Raw genomic sequence first — 19016 nt, forward strand, 5'->3', positions numbered from 1 at the left:
ATAATGTTAAAAGCCGCCACAAATGCCCGGCTTTATAAATTTAAGATCAGGCGCTTACAGATTCGTTTGCCGAATAATATTTAAGTTCGATAATATCGCTTGGCACCTGTTTACTATTCCACTCTTTATGGATGCACAATGCGGCGCCAACAGCCGACGCCTGCGCCATGGATGCGGCAAAGGTTTCCATTCCTTTAAACGACGTGGCAAGCAGGTGCATATAAATGCTGTTCTTGCTGAACCCACCATCAACAAATATCCTTTTAACGGATGTGCTGTTCAATAAAAGTTGGGTTGATCCTACCTGCAGGTTTACCAGATCCAGCACCAATTGATGGTAAGCCTCCACATCACTTATAAATGCAGATAAATCGCGTGAACCGAACATCGATTGTTTTTGAAAAACGCCGGTAGCCATCTGCGGATGTTGCTTTTTTAGCTTCGCGGTAACTTCAGCATCAAAGGGTAAATTCCTATATTTAATAGAATCCTGATTAAAGTGCGCAGCAATACGTTTAACCTGCTGTTCATGCTCCAGCCCCGAAAACAACCGCGATGCCTTTACGTGTTTACCTTTATACTGAATGTAAAACAGGCAATCTTTATCCAATTCATCTGCTGTTAGCGGCGTTTGATTGAAAGGATTAAGGCTGATGCACCAGGTACCCGTAGAGATCAAAATAAATGGTTCCTGAAAGTTCACCAGATATGGGATCAAAGCCGCCGAACTATCGTGCAGACCAACGCCTACTTTATAATTATTACCGGGGAACAGCGCAGGTAAAGCTTTATCGGCAGCGGCAACTGGTGCAAGCTTTAGGGCAAGGCTTTCGCGCTGGATCCATTCGTGGTAACGGTCGTTATTAAAATCCCACATGGCGGTATGGCAGCCAATGCTTGTCAGATCTGAATAATATTGCCCGGAGAGTAAAAAACTTAAATATTGCGGTAAATGGAGCGAGTATTTTATGCGATGATATAAGCCGGGCTGCTCATGCTTTATGCGGTATAACTGCAACCCCGAGTTTAAGCTACCCAATATTGGCGAAGCCGTTTCGGTACTGAATTTTAATTCTCCGCCATATTCAGCATAAAACCTTTTGCTTAATTCTTCGGGATAGGGTTTAAGGTAATTATATAACGGAGCCAATGCCTGCCCGCTTTCATCCAAGTGAACGAAGCTTGCACCATATGCCGAAAAATTTACCGCCTTTACCTTAAATTCCTTCAATCTGAAGATCTCGCTCAGAGAATCGAATACGGATAGGCGAAGGCTTTGCAAGTTTTCGCATACAAAGCCATCCTCATCAACCGTTTCGGTAAACCGTGCCGATTTCTCAAACACGATCTTGTAATCCTGGTCGAACAGGAAAAGTTTTTTGTTGGTTTTTCCTACATCAAAAACAGCTATGACAGGTATGGCGCTCATACTTACAGGCCGGTGGCAACAGTATTTAGACCACGTTCGCTGATCAGGTTCTCTCTAACTTTCAACTTACGATATGCGTTCACCGGGTCTAATGCGCCGCCGTTNTAATGCGCCGCCGTTTCGCTGGCTTGCTTCGGCTACCAGCGGGCGAACATCGGTACGGTAGGCCTGTTGCAATATTTCTTGTGCCTGTACAACATCATTGTTATTTTGGGCAGCCTTTAAGGCATCCTTATCAATTATTAGTGACTGGGCATACGCTATTTTAATAGCCTGTACCGATTGCAGTAAATCTTCAATCGGGTCTTTAACGTTATGCGATGCATCTATCATCCAGCCTAAACCTGTTGCGTGGTCCATACCGCGGGCATCCATGCCCTCCACTAATTCGTTAAATATCAGGAACAATTGGTACGGGTTGATGCTGCCAACAGTAAGGTCGTCATCGCCGTATTTCGAATCGTTAAAATGAAACCCGGCAAGCTTGTTCTCCATCAAGAGCAGGGATACGATCTGCTCAATATTGGTGCCCTGCAAGTGGTGACCAAGATCTACCAACGTGGCTGCCTTTGGCCCTAATTTAGACGCCAACAGGTACGATTGTCCCCAATCGCCAATGGTAGTGGAGTAAAAGTTTGGCTCGTAGGGTTTGTACTCTACCCAAACTTTCCAGTCCTCGGGCAGGGCTTCATAGATCTCCTGCAAACTCTCTAAAGTATTCTGGAAAGCATTACGGAAGTTCAACTGCCCCGGAAAGTTAGACCCATCTGACAACCAAACCGACAAAGCTTTTGAATTGAGTTGCTGCCCGTATTTTAGCACTTCGATATTGTGTTCAACTGCCTGCCTGCGCACCGCTTTATTGGTATGGTGCAGCGAGCCAAATTTATAGCTGTGCTTTTGATCTTTCTGATCCTGAAAGGTATTAGAGTTTACCGCATCAAAGTGCAAACCATGCCGGGATGCTAACTCTTTAATGGACGCGGCATTTTCAGGAATATCCCAGGGGATATGCAGCGAGATAGAATTACTGGATCTGTTTAAGGCGTGAATAACACCAACATCCTCAATTTTTTCCTCTAAACTGCGTGGTTCGCCACCACCGCTGAAACGGCCGAAACGTGTACCGCCCGTACCCAACGCCCAACTTGGTATGGCTATGTTAAATACGCCAAGCTTTTGCAGCACATCATCAATGTTATTTACATTTGCGGCCACATGCTCAAATCCGCGCTTATGCTTTTTTATATCGGCCTGGTTTAGCTCCTGTAATTTAGCTTGCTCTATCTGCATCTTCTCTCTTATTATAATTTGGCAAGCCGGTGGTTAGCCGGCTTTTATTGGTTTATTTATCGTGCGATTATCTTACAAATGCCGCTGCAACTCCCCCATCCACGTTGATAACGTTGCCTGTTGATTTGCTTAACAAGCCGCCCGTTAAAGCAAAACACGCGTTGGCAATATCTACAGGCAGTATCACCTGATTAAGTAAGGTACGTTTCGCGTAGTAAGCAGGCAACTCCTCAACGGTTACGCCGTAAGCTTTTGCACGGCCTTCGGCCCATCCGCCGGCCCATATATTGCTGTCGCTGATAACTGCATCGGGGTTAATTACGTTTACACGGATGCCATCCGGGCCAAGCTCGGCGGCATTCAATCTGCTCAGATGTAATTGTGCAGCCTTTGCGCTGCCGTAGCCCGCGTTGTTAGGGCCGCTCACCAAGGCGTTTTTACTCACAATATTTATAATATCGCCACCAATAGCTTGTTGCTTCATTACTGCTACGGCTGCCTGTGTTACAAAGAACTGGCCTTTCACCAACACATCATAAAGCAGGGTCCAGTCCTTTTCGGTATGGTCGCCAATGGTTTTGGAGATGGAAAGACCCGCGTTGTTTACTATAAGGTCTACCCCGCCAAAAGCTAAGATGGCGGTAGCCATTGCTTCCTTAATTTGCTCCTCGCTGGTAACATCTAAGGTAGCGGTTACACACGCATCTTTACCAAATTGCTTTACAAATTCATCATAAGCGCCGGCTAAACGCTCGGCATTCATGTCGTTAAGGATAACAACAGCACCTTCCTCAGCAAATTTTTTGGCTATAGCTTTTCCTATACCGCCAGCGCTGCCTGTTACCAATGCCACACGGCCGGATAATGCCTTTGGTTTTGGCATACGTTGCAGTTTGGCCTCTTCAAGCAACCAGTACTCAATATCAAAAGCTTCCTGTCGCGGTAAAGAAGTGTATTCTGATATGGCCTCGGCGCCCTTCATCACATTAATAGCGTTGATATAAAATTCGGCAGCTACCCTCGCGGTTTGTTTATCTTTGGCAAAGGTGAACATACCTACACCAGGGTACAATATTACCACCGGGTTCGCATCGCGTATAGCAGGGCTATTAGGGTGCTTGCAGGTATTATAATAATCCTCGTACATTTTGCGGTATTCCTCAAATGCAGGGGTTAGTTTTTCTTTGATGGCGGCAACATCGCTCAGGTCTTCGCCCGGCGCAAGGGTTAATACCAGCGGACTGATCTTGGTCCTCAAAAAGTGATCGGGGCAACTGGTACCCATTGGGGCTAACCTATCCAGATCGTTAGAGTTGGTAAACTCAAGCACCCTTGCATCATCGGTATAATGGCCTATCATCTGTGTTTTTGACGAGCAAAAACCACGCAGTATAGGTGCCAGTGCAACCGCTTGTTTTTTACGGTCATCTGCCGGCAGGCTTTCTAATTTTAGTCCGCCAAATACGCTGCCGTTTTTGGCGTAGCTTTGCTCTAAAAATTCGGCGCACTTTTCTATTACCTCAAGGGTATTGACGTAGCTTTCGTAAGCGGTATCGCCCCAGGTAAATAACCCGTGCGAACCAAGCATAATACCACGGATGCCCGGGTTATTGTCTAAACATTCTTTAAGCTGCAAACCCAGATCGAAACCCGGGCGCTGCCAGTCTACCCAACCTATGGTGCCTTCAAATAACTCTTCGGTTATCTTTTTACCATCCTTTGCTGCCGCGATGGCTATGGCCGCGTCGGGGTGCAGGTGGTCGATATGTTTAAAGGGCAAAAAGCCGTGTAAAGGTGTATCTATAGATGGCGCTTTAGAGTTTAGATCAAAAATACTGTGGTTGAACAGCTCTACCATTTCATCCTCAAACTCAATACCGCGATAAACATTTTTAAGGCTGCGCAGGCGGTCAACATACAAAGCGGCAAGGCCGCTTTTTTTCAGCGTACCAATATCCCCACCCGACCCTTTGATCCACATTACTTCAGCCTCGTTGCCCGTTAAAGGGTCTTTATCCATCACCTTGCATGATGTGTTACCGCCGCCGTAATTGGTAAGGCGCAGGTCGGCACCCAGTAAGTTAGACCGATATATTAACAGGGCTACCTCGTCGCCGGCCAGTTCTGCGGCGCGGGCGTCATCCCAAAGGTAGCTTACATGTTTAAATTGTGTTGTGTTGACAGACATATACTTGTATTATATTTTAATTTATGAATAAGGTTAACCGCCGCAATATTAATTAACCTTTATTGCCTAACTGTGATACACTGTGTTTACCTGCCTTACGGTTTTATTGAATTACCGTAGCCCACTATCAGCACCGAAACAATAATGGTAACAATACCCGCGAATACCGTAACCAATGCTTTTTTGCTAACGCCCTTCCACTCTTTAAGTACAAGGCCCCAGGTATTAGCTATTAGAATGATGAATGCCATGTGCAATATCCACGAACTTGCACCATTACCCAGGCGGCTCTCGCCCATGCCGTAAAAAAAGAATTGCAGGAACCACGTTGTACCCGCCAATGCCGAAAAGAGGTAATTTGCAGTAAGAGGAGTTTTTTTATTGGTGTAATCGCCAAAGGTTTTATTGCGTGCATTTAACATCATACACCAAATAAAATTGGTGGTTAGACCGCCCCAAAGTATTACTACATAGGTAACATTGTTTTGGAAAAGGAACTCACCACTTGCAGGGTGCAAAGCCTTCCATGCTGTATTGGCCTCGTTAGCCATCACCTTACCGGCATCAATACCAAAAGCAAAACAGGCGCTTAACACGCCTGATACTATGGCCACAAAAATGCCAAGGCCAAATTTGTATTCGGTATTATTTACAGCAACCTCCTGGTCTTTACCTAGCTCGCGCTCTTTCATCATACCGGCGTAGCCGCAAATAATTATCCCCAGTACACAAACCGCAATACCCAGCAAAACCATTTGCCCCCAGTGGTTAGTTGCCAGGGTGGTAATGCTATCTTTACCCTCCTGAGGATAAAAATCGTAATAAACAGATGGTATTAAAGAGCCAAATACCGAGCAAAGGCCCAGAATGATGGTACTGCCTAAGGCAACGCCCAGGTACCGTACGCCTAAACCATAAGTAAGGCCGCCAATGCCCCAAAGAACCCCGAAGAAATAGGTAAGCAGTAAAATTTGCCCGTTGGTATGTTTAATAATATCGGCAAAACCGGGGATGGTAAGCCAGGCGGCTACCGGCGGAACGATAAGCCATGAAAATATACCACCAACTATCCAAAAGCTTTCCCAGGCCCAGCCTTTTACCTTTTTATACGGAATGTAAAAGCTGCCCGAGGCAAACCCACCTATAAAGTGGAATAAGATCCCAAAAATTGCTTGCATGAAATTAGGTTAATTGGTAAATAACTTTGCTAAGCTAATTAACCAAAATTTTATAACTGTTATATACTGTATGGTTGTAGATGGGTTATGCTTTAACCGCATAATGTATATCTTTATACCAATATATAGCTACGCGATGCCCGAATTTTACGAATCGTTTATACACCTTGTTTTTATCGGCATAATTGCCCTGTTCCCGGTTGTTAACCCTATAGGCTCGGCTTTTATGGTGAGCCCATATTTTGAAAACCTGACCCGGGGCGAAAAACGAAAAGCCGTAGGGAACATAACATTTTATGCCCTCCTCATTTGTACCGTTTCGCTTTTTGCAGGGCAATGGATCCTGAGGTTATTTGGTATTTCGATTCCGGTTGTACAACTTGCCGGGGGTATCATGATCTGTAAAATGGGCTGGGATTTCCTGTCATCCGACGAGAAAAAGACCTCTGCCGAAGACCTGGATGGCAAACCAAACGTATCGGCCTTCAGCCAGATAGCAGGTAAACTGTTTTATCCTATTACCTTCCCGGCAACAACGGGGGCGGGCACTATATCGGTACTGTTCACCTTAAGCGCCCAGGGCGATGAAATAGGCAGCGCCCGCTGGTACATGACAACCGGCGCCATCATGGTCTCTATACTGGTGATGTGCTCCATGATCTATTTCTTTTACCTCAACACCAAAACCATTATCCAATACTTAGGCGAGAACGGCGAGAATATCGTAAACCGCATCTCCGCCTTTTTGATATTTTGCGTGGTTTGCAGATAGGGATCAGTGGATTGAAGACGATATTTAAGTTGTAGGGGTAACTAAATTATATTTCAGGGTGTCCCCAATCGATACAGGGCTTAATATATGCCATGTATTTAAAAAAGAGTTTAATAAGCTATTGTGTTGAAGCTATATTCTACCCCTTCATTATCTCCCGCTGTATATCAAACAAAAACTCAAACAGGTTCATTTCCGTTGGAATCTGTAGTTTTTTACGCAGGCGGTAGCGGCTTATCTCCACCCCGCGTACGGATATGGCCATCAGCTGGGCTATCTCCTTGCTGGATAAGTTCATGATAAGGTAGGCGCAAAGCTTTAGCTCCTGTTGGTTAATACTTGGGTAACGGTCTTTTATAACAGTTAAAAAGTTGGAGTGTACCTTATCAAAATGGATAGAGAATTGTTCCCACTCCTCGTTCACCTTGTTCTCCTCGGCAAGCAGGCGCAGTATCTTTTTGATCTCGGCGGTCTCCACCATGTCCCGGCCCGACTTTTGGAGCTGCTGTAATTCATCCTTCACCTTTAATATAAACTCCTTTTTCTGCACCAGGTTTAAAGCAGCTGATGCCAGTTCGGAAGTTTTAAACTCTATTTCGGATTGCAGCTTGTCATTCTTCAGTTTCACTACCTCTTTTTCAGACCGCTCCAGTTCCAGTTGGTGCAGGTAGGCTATTTGCCTCTGCTCTTCCTCGTTCTTTTGCTGCTGTATAAGCAATTGCTTTTGCTGCTTTTTAATGTGGCTTAGCTCCTGCATCTTATATACGTAATATAAGATACCCGCTATTAATACAGCGTAAAGCAGGTACGCCCAAACCGTTTGGTACCATGGCGGGTTAATTACAAAGGCATAAACCGCCACCGCCGACTCATTATTTTGGTGGTTACGTGCCTTTACCTTAAAGGTGTAATTGCCTGCCGGCAGGTTGGTATAATCTTTATCCGGCCGTTTAGACCACTCGGACCATTCCTTGTCGAAACCATCCAGCAGGTAACTGTACTCGGCGTTCGATTGTTCCTCAAATATAGGCGATGAATATTCGAAATGGAGCGAGTTCCAGGTATGTGCCAACGAGGGGGTATTTTCTGCAGCTTGTTTCTTGTCGTCGCTAACGCCGGCAAAGTAGCCGCCATATAGCAGGCTATCGGTACCATAAGTAGCCTTAACCCTGCGGATGTAAACATTAAGCGGCCTGATATTTTGCTTGTACTTTGCGTAATTGATGTGGTAAAAACCATTCTCGCTGCCCACAAATACGTTATTGGCATTAACCGGGTAAATATTCTCGAAACCGCTTAGTATGCGGTTATTCAGTTCGGGGATATTAATAATGGTGGAGGCCGATGAATAATCTGCCACGCCAACGCTTTTACCCTGCACAAACCAGATGTTGCCTGCCCCATCTTCTTTAAGGTATCTCAAACTACGATCGCCAAAAATTTTCCTGAATTGCTCCGATTGCTTAAACCTGTCTGCCGAGAGATCGTATTCGTATATGCCCTTTTCCGTCGCAATTACAATTTGCCCTTTTATTTTAAAAACAAAGTTATTGAGTGTTGAGGGCAGGCCCTGTTCTTTAGTGTAGGTTTTGATCCGGCCGGTGTTGGGGTCGAGTTTGTAAACCCCGCGGTAAGGATGCGATGTCCATATCAGGTTATCCTTATCAACCTGCATAAACCTCGCCGACTCGTAATACTTGCCTACATTCCCTTTATCGATCAAATTGGCACCCTTGTTATCAAACAGGCGCACACCATAGTAATTACCCGCTGCAATCAGTGGCTCGCCGGCTTTATTTTTTAGGGCCTGGAATGTCCAGAAACCGGTGGCGTTATAAATAGGCGAAAGCCTGTCGCCCATAACTTCGAAAAGCCCGTCATCTTTACCGGCAAGCAGGCGGCCGCTTACTTCGGCCATATTCCAGGTTTGGCCTTCGCCGGTTGTTTTAAAGTCGTTTTTAAGATAACTTAAGTCGCTTGTGCCATTAACCGGGAGCTGATAAATACCGTTGGATAAGGCGAAGTATAAATTGTTTTTAAACAAGGCCGCGCCATATCCGCCGCCATCTTTAAATATTAACGGGTTAATATGTTTTACGGCATTGTTATAGGCTATATAATCTATACCATTATCTAACCCCAGCCATACATTATGGTTGGCATCGGTATACATGCAGCGTACGTTAATATTTTGCAGGCCTTCTTTTTTACCTATATTTTCTATAACGTTTCCACTCCCATCAAACTGGTAAATGCCGTTAACATAGGTGCCCACCAGGTAAGTGCCATCGTTTAACGCGGTTGCGCCCGAAAAATGCTGATGATTATCAATGCCGGCGCCACTGAGGTTAAAGTAGTTCAGTTTATTGCCGGTTAGCAAAAACAGGCCATCTTTTGCCGTAGTAACAAGCCCGGTAGTAGTGTTAAACCGAGATATGTGGGTAATGTAAAACCCATTTGGCAGCTCTTGCTTATCAATAAACGGCACCCAGTTACCATTCGCGAATAGCAGCAGGCCCTTTTGCTCGTCATGCGCTATTAACTTATTGCCGTAGGTCCCTAAAAACAACCACGAGCGGGAATGGTAAACCGTTATTTTATTATGGCTATACCTGAATATCTTATCGTGCGTGCGGAAAAATACATCATTACCATAAACGGCAATATCCCAAATATCAGAAAACGCCTGGTCTGCTTTGGGGAGCAGGTCTTTTAAAGACGAGAAAACAAGCAACCCGTTTTTGGCAGGAGCGAAGTACCCTATCTCATCCTGCCCGCCAACGTAAAGCTTTTTATCGGCACCAAACTCCAAAGAGCGCACAATGGTTTTATTAGGCAACGGGTACAGCTGCCAATATGATCCATCAAACACCAACACCCCCTCGTTATTGGCAAAATACATGCGCCCCTGTGCATCCTGGCGTATTTTCCAGTTTTGGGTACCCGCGTTATACTGCCGTTTTTCGTAATTAATGGTTTTGCGCTGCCCAATAAAGGCCTGCGCCATGGCACGCTGCGCCATCACATTAATTAATAAGAAAAGAAGAAGCCTAAAATACAAGGTGTTACGGCGTTTAATCAAAATTATAAGGGTATTAACAATTGGTTTACTAATATCCGTGTTTTTAAATGAATTTTCAATGTTGTGTAGTAGTGATGTAGTGCTAAATTTTGCTTTGGAATACGCGTGCTATACTTTTGATGCCCATAAACCAATTGCTCCGGCAAAGTATAAACCAATTTTTTAACCGTTAACCAATGCTTAAAGCTTAATGTATGGCAGCGCATGCTTATGCGCCAAAATGAGAACGTATGAATAAAAATCTACAACCAATCAACGTCGCCCTAAACGACCTAATTATTTTAACCTAAAAATAAACCTATGCAATTAAAACTCAAGTTTTTTATGGGGATTGCTATGCTTTTCTGTTTAGTTAGCCAGGGCTATGCACAAACCCTGCGCCTAACCGGGAAAGTAACCCAAAAGATGGACGGACAGGCATTGCCCGGCGCATCAGTAACTCTTAAAGGTACAACAACAGGTGTTGTTACCGATGTTAACGGTAATTACACATTAACGCTGCCGCAGGGTGGCGGTACAATTGTGGTATCATTCGTGGGGATGGTATCTGTTGAAAGACAAGTAACACAATCCGGCACGCAAAATTTCACATTAGAAGACAACACTAACAACGCCCTAAACGAGGTGGTTGTTGTTGGTTACGGCACGCAAAAAGTAACCAAGGTATCGGGCGCTATTTCTTCTGTAAAAAGCACCGATATACAAAGGCAAAACCCGGTACGTGCCGAGGAAGCCATTCAAGGCCGTGCCTCCGGTGTTACTGTTATACAAGGTGGCTCTCCCGGGTCGGCACCAACTGTGGCTATCAGGGGTATCCCATCTTTCAGGGGATCGGATCCATTAGTGGTTATCGATGGTGTTCAGCAGTCGCTGGGCGACCTTAACTCTGTTAACCCGATAGACATTGAATCTATAAGCGTATTGAAAGACGCATCGGCAACCGCTATTTACGGTGTTAAAGGTGGTAACGGTGTAATTGTGGTGACCACCAAAACCGGCAGAAAGAACATGAAGCCCGAGCTTACTGCCAACAGCAGTTACGGCGTACAGGAAGTACCCCGCTACATTGGTGTTTTAAACGCAACCGAATACGGCGCTATTGTAAATGAGGGGAGTGTAGCATCGGGCGGCAACGTCATCTTCCCGGATCTTACTACTTTGGGCGTTGGTACCAACTGGCAAAAAGAAGTATTTAAAACCGCGCCGTTACAGCAGCATACCTTGGGTGTACGTGGCGGCAGCGAAAGCGTTAACTATTTCCTATCCGGTGGTTATACCGGCCAGGGTGGTATAGTTGGCGGCATCGATAAATCGAAATTTGAGCGTGGTAACTTCACCGCTAACGTTGATTTCCAGATGACCAAAAACCTAAAGCTTATTTTAAATACAACAGGTGTTATCTTAAGCTCAAAGGGCATCCAAGAAAACTCTTTCAATAGTGTTTTAGGTAGTGCTTTAAACTTCGATCCAACCGTATCTATCTTGAATACCGACCCTAACACAGTTGGTAAATATGGGTACAGTAACACTATTTTATCTGAGGTTTACAACCCGCTTACCAAATTAGATAATACTTACAACACCAGCACCGGCAGCAAATTATACGGTAAACTGGAGCTACAGTATAGCATCTTAAAGGACCTTAAGCTAACCAGCCGTTTTGGTTACACCAAGTACGACAATAACAGCAAAGGCTTTACCCCGCTTGTGTTCTACGGGCCGTTTAACGTGGATAACAGCATGAATGCCGATGGCTCAACTGTTACCGATAAGCACAGCAGCGTAAACCACGATAAAGTAAGCAATTTTAACTACGCGTGGGAGAGTTTTGCCAACTACAACTTTAAGGTTGCAGAAGACCACACTTTTGAAACTGTAGTAGGTTTCTCGTTAGCACGCGAATCTGGCAACGCAGCCGGTGCAAACAGGCAGGATGTACCCTTTAACTCCTGGGAATTTGCTGATTTTAGCGCAGCTACAGGTGCTAATACAGCCACCAACCCAAGCGCGGTAGGTGGTTACTATTACCAGTACTTTAAACGCAACATGTCGTTCTTTGGCAGGTTGAATTATGATTATAAAGAAAAATACCTGGCATCGTTCACTGCGCGCCGCGATGGCTCAACCGCTTTTGGTGCCAATAATAAATTCGCCAACTTTTTCTCGGGTTCGGCTGGCTGGGTTGCAAGTAAAGAGAGTTTCTTTAACGTACCTGCCATTAACTTCCTTAAAATCCGTGGTAGCTATGGTACTGTTGGTAACGACAATACGCCAACGCAAGCTACAACCATTATTACCGGCGGCCCGGATTACGGGCCAACCGCAAACAGCAATGGTTATAACTTCAGCAATGTTTTCTACCCGGGTTCAACCCTCGGCACTACCGAAAACAAACAGTTAGGATGGGAAAGCCAGAAACAGGTTAACGTAGGCTTCGACCTTACTATGTTCAACAACAAACTAAACATTACGGCCGATTATTACGAAAAACGTGTGGGCGGTTTATTATTTCAACCGGCTACAGTGCGCACAGGCGGTACTATACCGGTACCTGATGCAAACATTGGTTCAACCAAAAGCAACGGTGTAGACATTTCTATCGGCTACAACACCAACATTGGCAGCGCCTTTAAATTGGGTAACACCTTTAATATCACTACGGTAAAAAGCATAGTTACCGCAACCAATACCGATGGTACCGCTAAGGTATTTGGCGGCAGCTACTTCAACGGCCAATCGCAGCAGGTAACCGTGTTTGAAAAGGGCCAGGCTCCCGGTTATTTCTACGGTTACAAAACAAACGGCCTGTTCCAAAACACGGCAGAGATAGCAGCTTCGGCAACACAGCCGGGTGCGCAGCCGGGCGATATCCGTTTTGTTGATATGGATGGCAATGGCGTTATAGACGCTAACGACCGCACCAAGATAGGCAACCCATACCCTAATGTTATTTTGGGCTGGACCTTATCAATGAGCTACAAAAGCTTTGATTTTAATGCCTTTACCTACGCCTCTATAGGCAACGATATCTACCGTGCCTACGAGCGAAACGGTAACTATACCAACAAATACCGCGGTGTACTGGCCAGATGGACCGGCGAAGGTACAACCAATGATGCACGTTACCCAAGGTATTCATTTACCGATGCTAACAGCAACATCCGCGCATCAGACAGGTATGTTGAGGATGGTACTTTCGTAAAGATCAAAAACATACAGTTAGGCTATACTTTCCCCCGCTTATTGCAAGGCAAAGTATTTAAAAGTATAAGGCTTTACGCGCAGGTACGCAACGCGCTTACGTTCACCAAGTACTCTGGTTACGATCCGGAGATCTCAAACGGTGGCGTGCTTGAAGTTGGTGTTGACCGCGGCGCTTACCCGCAGCCAAGAACTTACAGCATGGGCCTCGACATTAAATTATAATTCATTAAAAAATATTACAATGAATAAAAGATATATAAAGCTAATCGCGATGGTCCTGTTCCTGACCTCGTTTACAGCATGTAAAAAATGGGTGGAGAGTAACCCGCACGACAGATTCCTGGTTACCGACCTTGATTACCTTAAATCAGAAACAGATTACCGCACTATGGCTATCAGCGTTTACTCGCCGTTGCAGTGGTTAAACCAGGCCGTGGTTGTGGGTGATATAGCATCAGACAACTCGGTAGCGGGCGGCGAAAGCGCGTCGGACGTTTTGGCCTTGCAACAGATTGATGATTTTACACTAACACCTGTAAACTCAACACTTGCCGACTTATGGCAGGTTGCCTATGAAGGTGTTAACCGCGCCAATTACATGACGCAATATAAGGACAAAAACAAAGCCGGCGAAACCGTAAGCTTTAACGGCAAAGACGCGCTATACGGCGAAATTTACTTTTTAAGGGCTTACTACTATTTTACACTTGTAAAAATGTGGGGTGATGTGCCCTTGTTTATTGATAAGCGCCTGGATAACAACGACGCGAGATCATTAACAAGAGCGCCTAAAGCAGAGGTATACGCGCAAATAGAAAAAGATTTAAATGATGCTATTGCTGTTTTACCAACTACGCAAAGCCAAAAAGGCCGTATAACTAAGTATGCCGCGCAAGCTTTGTTAGGTAAGGTTTATTTGTACGAAAACAAATTTACCGAATCAGCATCCGTGTTAGAATCTGTTATTACCTCAGGCGCGTTCAGTTTGGTTAGCGATTATGCTTCTATCTACCTGGCATCAGGTGAGAACGGCCCTGAGTCGGTATTCGAGATCCAGTATACAAATGGTTCGCCATATTATAACTGGGGAGGTGCAACCCGCGGCCAGGGTAACTACGCTGTACAGCAAAACGGCATACGTGGCTTAAACGGTACCGGCGCTTTCCCGTACGCCGCCGGCTGGAGCACCAACCTGCCTACACAAAACCTTGCCGCCGCTTATTCAGCAGGCGACCAGCGTAAAGCGATAACCGCGTTCAATATCGAGGATTACAAAGCAGCACACCCTGAAATGAATATTACTTACCAGGTTGCACCTTACCGTAACACCGGTTTATACAATGGCAAATATCTTCCGCGCAAAGGCGAAACATCAGGCCAGGTTGAATTAAACTACCTCAACAACTTTAGGGTATTAAGATATTCGGAAGTGCTGTTAATGGCTGCCGAAGCAAACAACCGCTCAACCGCGCCAAATGATGTAAAGGCCCAGGGTTACCTTAACCAGGTGCGTCAGCGTGCCTTTGGCGATGCCAACCATAACATTAGTGCTACAGGTACCGCCCTTAAACAAGCTATCTGGGACGAAAGAAGACTGGAACTGGCTATGGACGGCGACCGCTTTTTTGACCTGGTTAGAACAGGGCAGGCCGCTGCCAAGCTTACAGGTTTTGTTGCCGGCAAGCACGAGTTGTTCCCTATACCACAGGAAGAAATTAACGTTACAGGTTTAACTCAAAACCCGGGCTATTAAACCTTAAAAATTTAAGATCATGAATGCAATAAAGTATTTTTTGAGCATAACCCTGATACTGGCTGTTATTACAGGCTGTAAAAAGGAAAAATTTGATGACGTATCGTTCGTCAACAATGTATCAGACCCGGCTAAAATATCCGTGTTGTTTGATATTACACAGGATAATACCGGTTTGGTAACTATTACGCCAAACGGCGAAGGTGCATCAACCTATGACGTTTACTATGGCGATGGCGGCGAAACTTTTGTAAAGGTTGCCGCAGGTCAAAACATCCAGCATAAATATGCCGAAGGTGTTTATACGGTTAAAATTGTAGGCCATGGCATATCGGGCAAAACTGCCGAAATTACCCAGCCGCTTACCGTATCGTTTAAGGCACCTGCAAACCTTAAACCTACCATAACAACAAACGGGCTGGTAGTTACCGTTGGTGCAACTGCCGACTATGAAACCATGTTCCATGTGTATTATGGTGACGAGACTACTGCAAACCCCGAGCCTTACGACACGTTCTTGCAAGAGCAAACCGCCACACACAGTTATGCTAAAGCAGGTACCTATAAAGTAAGGGTTGTGGCTTTAAGCGGAGGCGCGGCAACAACCACTGCAGAACAAACCATTAAAGTTGGTAAACAAATAGATCTTCCACTGGCGTTTGATGACCCTAACTTTGATTACACCACAAGCGATTTCGGCAACAATCAATCGGAATTGGCTATCGACCCTAAAAATAATTCCAACAAGGTGTTAAAAGTTACCAAACCTGCCAGTGCCGAAGTTTGGGCCGGTACTACCTTAGGTACAGCAACAGGTTTTGCAAATAAAGTTCCGGTAAGTGCGCTAAATAATAAAATGACCATGCGCGTTTACTCACCTGCTGCCGGTTTAACCGTTAAGCTTAAATTGGAAGACCACACCAACGATCAAAAATCGGTAGAAACAGACGCTAAAACAACCGTAGCAAATGCATGGGAAACCTTAACGTTTGATTTTAACAATCCATCGCCTACTACAAAGCCGTTAGATGTTTCAACAACTTATGACAAAGCATCTGTATTTTTTGACTTTGGTACACCGGGCAGCGGCAAAGTGTTCTACATGGATGACCTGCAAATGGCTATCCAAATAGCACAGATAAGCCTGCCGGTTACCTTTGATGCGCCAAACACCAACTATACCGTAACGGATTTTGGCAACAACATAACTGTTGATGCCAACGATCCTACCGACGCATCGAACAAAGTTAAAAAAACCACTAAACCGAATGGTGCCGAAACATGGGCGGGTACTACTATAGGTACACCTGCAGGCTTCTCTGCCAAGATCCCGGTAACCGCATCTTATGCTAAAATGAGCATGCGTGTTTACTCGCCGGCTGCAGGCTTACACATCCGTTTAAAAATTGAAGACCATACTAACGGTAATATCTCGGTAGAAACCGAGGCTATTACTACCGTTGCCAATGCATGGGAAACCCTAACGTTTGACTTTACCGCACCTGTTGCCGGTACACCTGCGCTTAACGCGGCAAACACTTACGATAAAGCTTCGGTGTTTTTTGACTTTGGCACATCGGGCAACGGCAAAGTGTTTTATTGGGACGATGTAAAATTTGTGCCTCAGCCATCAGCCATATTAGGTATCCCGCTTGACTTCCAGTCATCAACCCTAAACTACGCCTTTACCGATTTTGAAGGCGGCGTGGTAACGGTAGTGAACAACCCATCGGCTACAGGTATAAACACCAGCAGCAAGGTTGCTAAAATGGTTAAAAATGCAGGCGCTACTTATGGCGGCAGCTACATTACCCTTGCAGGCCCGATAGATTTCACCAAGAAAATACTCAAAATGAAGGTATACTCGCCAAGAGCAGGTACTAAAGTATTGTTAAAGGTAGAGAACCTCACCAACGGCGGTATCAGTTTTGAAAAAGAGGTTACAACTACCAAGGTAAACGAGTGGGAAGAGTTAACCTTTGATTACAGTGCCATCAATACAGCAAATACCTATCAAAAAGTAGTATTGATATTTGATAACGGCACGGCAGGAAACGGTTCTGCAAACTTTACCTGGTATTTTGATGATATCACACTTAATTAATTTATATAAAGATGAAAATTAATATAAAAGCATTATTAACACTCTGCCTTGCAGCTATCATTATAGTGATAGGCTGTAAAAAAGAGAAGTATTCGTTTGGTGACATAGTTAACCCGACGGATGTAACAGTAACCACTGCTATTGATGGCGTAAGCGCGGCTAACCCTGATGGCGGCGGCTCGGGCAAGGTAACCATTACTACGGCCGGTAAAGGCGCCATATCATACAAAGTAGATTATGGCGACGGTATTACCGAGATCGTTCCGGGTGGGGAGAAAGTACACAAATACTCGGCCCCGGGTACTTTTGATTATACCATTACCGTTAGTGCCATTGGCACCGGTGGTGCAACTTCTACAGTAAGTAAAAAGATACGGGTATTTGTATCTTTCGAGATCCCTGCCGCAATTATGCAAAACCTAACCAATGGTACATCCCGAACATGGGTTATTGACCGCCTTGCACCCGGCCACGTAGGTGTTGGCCCGGCAGATGGTTATACCCCAAGCTACTATGCAGCAGAACCTAACCAGCGTGCCGAGTGTTTGTATGATGATGAGATCACCTTCACAAAAGATGGTCTGGGCATCAGCATGGTTATAAATAACAAAGGTCAGTCGTTCTTTATAGCGGGCGCTACTGTATTCTACGGCAAGGCAGGCGGCGATAACTGCTATGATTTTGACGCTACAGGTACTAAAAAGCTTGCTTTTATGGACGCAACATCGGGATCAACATCGGCAAACTCAACCCGTATACAATTTATGGTTCCGGATAAAGGCTTAATTGCGTTTGGTACCGGTGGTAATACGTATGAGATACTGGCACTTACCGAAACAAGCGTTACCTTGCGTAATATTGGCATAGATGGCCTTGCCTGGTATCAAAAATTTAAAGTTAAATAAGTAAAGACATGAAAATATTAAATGCCTTTTTAATGATAGCGCTGGTAGCCTTGTTTACCAATTGCTCAAAAAGTAATGATACCAATGGCAGCGCTAGCACGGGTACACCAACCAACATCAGTATAACGCCAACCGTTGCAACAGATAACAGCGGCACCGTAACTTTTGCTGTAACGGCAGATAACGCGGTTTCATACGAGTTTGATTTTGGTAACGGCGTGTACCAAACCAACACAACAGGCACATTAACTTATAAGTACCCGGTAGCGGGTACTTACACTGTAAAAGTTACGGCCAAAAGTTCAACCGGCAAAACAAGCACCAAAACCGTTTCTGTTAACGTTTCTGCCGCTGAGGCCCTTATCTGGTCTGACGAGTTTAATACCGCAGGCGCGCCCGACCCGGGCAAATGGGGGTATGACCTCGGCAATAACAACGGCTGGGGTAATAACGAGTTAGAGTATTACACCAACCGTACAGATAACGCGGTGGTGTCAAACGGTACGTTGAAGATCAACCTTAAAAAGGAAGCTTACAACGGTTTCAATTACACATCGGCCAGGTTATTAACCAAGGGCAAGTTTGCCTTTAAATACGGCCGTGTAGAGGTTAAAGCTAAACTGCCTACAGGTGTTGGTACCTGGCCCGCCATTTGGGCGCTGGGCGGTAACATCGATACAACCCCATGGCCTGGTTGCGGCGAGATAGATATTATGGAGCATGTGGGTAAACAACAAAACACCATTTTCTCTACCATGCACTACCCGGGCCACTCCGGCGGCGGCGGCGTTGGCGGCACTACGCAAAACCCTACCGCTTCTACAGCGTTCCATGTTTATAGCATGGAGTGGACACCAACCGCCATGAAATTTGCAATTGATGGCGTAGTTTTCTACACGTTTGCAAACAGCCCCGACAAACCGTTTAACCAGGATTTCTTCCTGATATTGAACGTAGCCATGGGTGGTAATTTTGGAGGCCCCGCTGTTGACCCTAACTTTACCGCCGACACCATGGAGGTAGATTACGTTCGCGTTTATAAATAATCAATTAAATACAAAGAGGCCATTTTAAAATGGCCTCTTTTCATATATGCTATCCCCTAATT

Annotated in this window: 10 protein-coding genes and 1 pseudogene; 6 read left to right on the forward strand and 5 right to left on the reverse strand. The window is 45.2% G+C overall.

Annotated elements, in window-relative coordinates:
* Window positions 1-46: 46 nt before the first annotated feature.
* From ACFQZI_RS15025 to rhaT, 4 genes and pseudogenes are all read right to left on the reverse strand, one after another.
* A complete protein-coding gene (locus ACFQZI_RS15025) occupies window positions 47-1429 on the reverse strand; it encodes an FGGY-family carbohydrate kinase (RefSeq protein WP_377143849.1) in 1383 nt (460 codons plus the stop codon).
* Window positions 1430-1431: 2 nt separating this feature from the next.
* Window positions 1432-2722, reverse strand: a pseudogene (locus ACFQZI_RS15030) (TIM barrel protein).
* A gap of 67 nt (window positions 2723-2789) precedes the next feature.
* Window positions 2790-4910, reverse strand: coding sequence for a bifunctional aldolase/short-chain dehydrogenase (locus ACFQZI_RS15035; RefSeq protein ID WP_377143851.1), 2121 nt, complete (start codon window positions 4908-4910; stop codon window positions 2790-2792).
* A 95-nt stretch (window positions 4911-5005) separates the two neighbouring features.
* Window positions 5006-6088 carry an L-rhamnose/proton symporter RhaT gene (gene rhaT, locus ACFQZI_RS15040; RefSeq protein WP_377143853.1) on the reverse strand — a complete coding sequence of 361 codons (1083 nt, stop codon included), beginning with the start codon at window positions 6086-6088 and terminating at the stop codon, window positions 5006-5008.
* A gap of 136 nt (window positions 6089-6224) precedes the next feature.
* Here rhaT and ACFQZI_RS15045 point away from each other — a divergent pair, with 136 nt between their 5' ends.
* Window positions 6225-6860 (forward strand): MarC family protein, encoded by a 636-nt coding sequence (locus ACFQZI_RS15045; protein WP_377143855.1) that lies wholly within the window; start codon window positions 6225-6227, stop codon window positions 6858-6860.
* 139 nt (window positions 6861-6999) lie between these two features.
* Here ACFQZI_RS15045 and ACFQZI_RS15050 read toward each other — a convergent pair whose 3' ends face one another.
* On the reverse strand, window positions 7000-9882 hold the full coding sequence (locus tag ACFQZI_RS15050) for a ligand-binding sensor domain-containing protein (protein WP_377143857.1): 2883 nt from the start codon (window positions 9880-9882) through the stop codon (window positions 7000-7002).
* 360 nt (window positions 9883-10242) lie between these two features.
* Here ACFQZI_RS15050 and ACFQZI_RS15055 point away from each other — a divergent pair, with 360 nt between their 5' ends.
* From ACFQZI_RS15055 to ACFQZI_RS15075, 5 genes are read left to right on the forward strand one after another with little or no spacing between them, the layout of a single operon-like run.
* Window positions 10243-13368, forward strand: a complete 3126-nt coding sequence (locus ACFQZI_RS15055) for a SusC/RagA family TonB-linked outer membrane protein (RefSeq protein ID WP_377143859.1) — start codon at window positions 10243-10245, stop codon at window positions 13366-13368.
* 19 nt (window positions 13369-13387) lie between these two features.
* Window positions 13388-14899, forward strand: coding sequence for a RagB/SusD family nutrient uptake outer membrane protein (locus ACFQZI_RS15060; protein ID WP_377143860.1), 1512 nt, complete (start codon window positions 13388-13390; stop codon window positions 14897-14899).
* Window positions 14900-14918: 19 nt separating this feature from the next.
* Complete coding sequence (locus tag ACFQZI_RS15065; RefSeq protein ID WP_377143862.1) at window positions 14919-17003, forward strand: hypothetical protein; 2085 nt, start codon at window positions 14919-14921, stop codon at window positions 17001-17003.
* A gap of 11 nt (window positions 17004-17014) precedes the next feature.
* Window positions 17015-17908, forward strand: coding sequence for a PKD domain-containing protein (locus ACFQZI_RS15070; protein ID WP_377143864.1), 894 nt, complete (start codon window positions 17015-17017; stop codon window positions 17906-17908).
* A gap of 8 nt (window positions 17909-17916) precedes the next feature.
* Complete coding sequence (locus ACFQZI_RS15075; protein WP_377143866.1) at window positions 17917-18954, forward strand: family 16 glycosylhydrolase; 1038 nt, start codon at window positions 17917-17919, stop codon at window positions 18952-18954.
* The last annotated feature ends 62 nt before the right edge of the window (window positions 18955-19016 follow it).

Source organism: Mucilaginibacter lutimaris (assembly GCF_042676625.1).
GTDB lineage: Bacteria > Bacteroidota > Bacteroidia > Sphingobacteriales > Sphingobacteriaceae > Mucilaginibacter > Mucilaginibacter lutimaris.

Coding starts and splice junctions, on each gene's coding strand:
- ACFQZI_RS15065 (WP_377143862.1), top strand. CDS start 14,919: ATGAATGCAATAAAGTATTTTTTGAGCATAACCCTGATACTGGCTGTT.
- ACFQZI_RS15025 (WP_377143849.1), bottom strand. CDS start 1,429: ATGAGCGCCATACCTGTCATAGCTGTTTTTGATGTAGGAAAAACCAAC.
- ACFQZI_RS15035 (WP_377143851.1), bottom strand. CDS start 4,910: ATGTCTGTCAACACAACACAATTTAAACATGTAAGCTACCTTTGGGAT.
- ACFQZI_RS15060 (WP_377143860.1), top strand. CDS start 13,388: ATGAATAAAAGATATATAAAGCTAATCGCGATGGTCCTGTTCCTGACC.
- ACFQZI_RS15075 (WP_377143866.1), top strand. CDS start 17,917: ATGAAAATATTAAATGCCTTTTTAATGATAGCGCTGGTAGCCTTGTTT.
- ACFQZI_RS15045 (WP_377143855.1), top strand. CDS start 6,225: ATGCCCGAATTTTACGAATCGTTTATACACCTTGTTTTTATCGGCATA.
- ACFQZI_RS15050 (WP_377143857.1), bottom strand. CDS start 9,882: ATGGCGCAGCGTGCCATGGCGCAGGCCTTTATTGGGCAGCGCAAAACC.
- ACFQZI_RS15055 (WP_377143859.1), top strand. CDS start 10,243: ATGCAATTAAAACTCAAGTTTTTTATGGGGATTGCTATGCTTTTCTGT.
- rhaT (WP_377143853.1), bottom strand. CDS start 6,088: ATGCAAGCAATTTTTGGGATCTTATTCCACTTTATAGGTGGGTTTGCC.
- ACFQZI_RS15070 (WP_377143864.1), top strand. CDS start 17,015: ATGAAAATTAATATAAAAGCATTATTAACACTCTGCCTTGCAGCTATC.